Genomic DNA, 1,906 nt, shown 5'->3' on the forward strand with positions numbered 1-1,906 from the left:
TACGCTCTGGGTTTTCAACAGCATCAGAGTTAGCACCCGCAGATTCAATACCTAGGAAAGCCCATAAAGTCAGTGCGATACCAGAAGATACTGAGTGCATTGTAGTATCGTGGTGTGGGTTCCATGCATTCATGAATGTTTGTGGATCGAACCACCACCAACCGATGATAGACAGACCAGCAACAGGAATAATGATACCCCAAACAGTAAATGCTGAAATTTGACCTGTGATTTTCGCACCGCCAAAGTTAGCTACCATGGTGAAGATAAGGATAGCCACCACACCGAAGAAAGTGTGCATCGGTGTATCAAGCCAAGGCATAAATGGTTTGATATAACCTAACGCTGAAACAGCAATCGCAACACAGCTAATTACCAAACACACGTAATAAGTATAAGAAGAGATGAAGAAAGATGATTTTCCGTGTGCTTCTTCTGCGTAAGCTGACATACCGCCAGAGCGTTTACAAAATGCACCACATTTAGCAAACGTGTAAGCAATACACATTGCGCCTAACGCAGTTACAATCCAAGACAACATTGAAATTGCACCAACTTGCGCCAAGCTTGCTGGTAGCATAATAATACCAGAACCCATCATGTTAACTGCAACAAGTACAGTTAAGCCAACGAGTCCCATTTTTTTAGTGCCAGTATTCGATGACATTATATTCACCCGTGATTAGTGGAATGATAAACCTTATTTAGATTACGGTTTATCTTCATTGGAATAAAACCCAGTCCATGGTGAATTTTTTATTACGAAAGTAATAAATAATTAATTATTTTATTAAATCGTTATCAATAAAATAATTAAAATATAACTCTTTACCATAAAAGTTATATTTTAAACTGAACTGTTAACCTTGTGTTCGAGACATATAATGCGCCGTTTTCATAAAAATAAAACCATAAAAACGGAATAAAGCATTGCATTTTTAGTGACAACGGTCGTATTAAGTATCGTTATTCGACCATTTTTTTTTACAAAGAGAGTAAATAGTGTGAGGGGTGCACTTTTTTGTCATTAAATGACTTTGTTAACAAGGGGTTGGAATTCTTACATCATAGTAATCTGGAGTGTCATTAAAAACCGCCATAAAATAATTATGCGCTCAGCGTGAGAATAAATTCAAGCAAGTTTGGGGAAGTATTTTTTTATTGATAGGTTAAGAGAAATTTAATTTGTATTAATGATAATTAAGTCTAAGTCAGTGAAAACTGAATGAGTAGACACTAGTGTTATTAATTCTTAGCAAAAAAATCCCCCGCTATGATTAGCGAGGGATTGGTAGGGTAGTCACATTATCGCATTAGGCGATTATAGTGCGTCTTTTTTGATACAAAGAACGTGGTATTTACCGTCTTCGATCTCAGCGCCTTCAGTTTCGTGTTCGAAACCAGGGAATTCAGCATCCCATGCTTCTAGTGCTTTCAAGTACTGAATTTGAGGACTTGTTTCGTCACCGAAGTTTTCACCACCCATTAGCATTGGAATGCCTGGTGGGTAAGGGATAACAGAGTTCGCTGCAACACGACCAACAAGCTTGTCAGAAGGTACTAGCTCTACTTCATCAGATACTACGAACTGGTAAGCAGTACGTGGCTTCACTTCCATTTCAGGAAGGCTTGAGTAAGCGTGGTTCAGTACTTGGCTTGGGTTATGACGTACTAGGTATTCAAACATCTTGTTACCAAGATCTTTAAGACCAAGACCACGGTAAACTTCTGGTGCAGATGCTACTAGCTCAGGCAGTAATGTTTCGATATCTGCGTTTGCATCGTAGTGACGCTTGAATGACAACAAGGTGTTGATCAATGTGTCACGCTTACCTTTAGTAATACCCATTGAGAATAGGAACATTACTTGGAAGTCAGTAGTACGTGTTGGTACGATACCGAAGCG

General features: G+C 38.8%; 2 protein-coding genes. Both read right to left on the reverse strand.

Annotated elements, in window-relative coordinates:
- Positions 1–667, reverse strand: a 667-nt coding sequence (locus PAND9192_RS20045; RefSeq protein ID WP_144018114.1) for an amino acid permease, incomplete at its 3' end; no start/stop codon positions are given.
- 654 nt (positions 668–1,321) lie between these two features.
- Positions 1,322–1,906 (reverse strand): Orn/Lys/Arg family decarboxylase (locus PAND9192_RS20050; RefSeq protein WP_503121370.1); only part of this gene is annotated, 585 nt, incomplete at its 5' end.

The organism is Photobacterium andalusiense (assembly GCF_900185625.1).
In the GTDB taxonomy this organism is placed as follows: domain Bacteria; phylum Pseudomonadota; class Gammaproteobacteria; order Enterobacterales; family Vibrionaceae; genus Photobacterium; species Photobacterium aquimaris.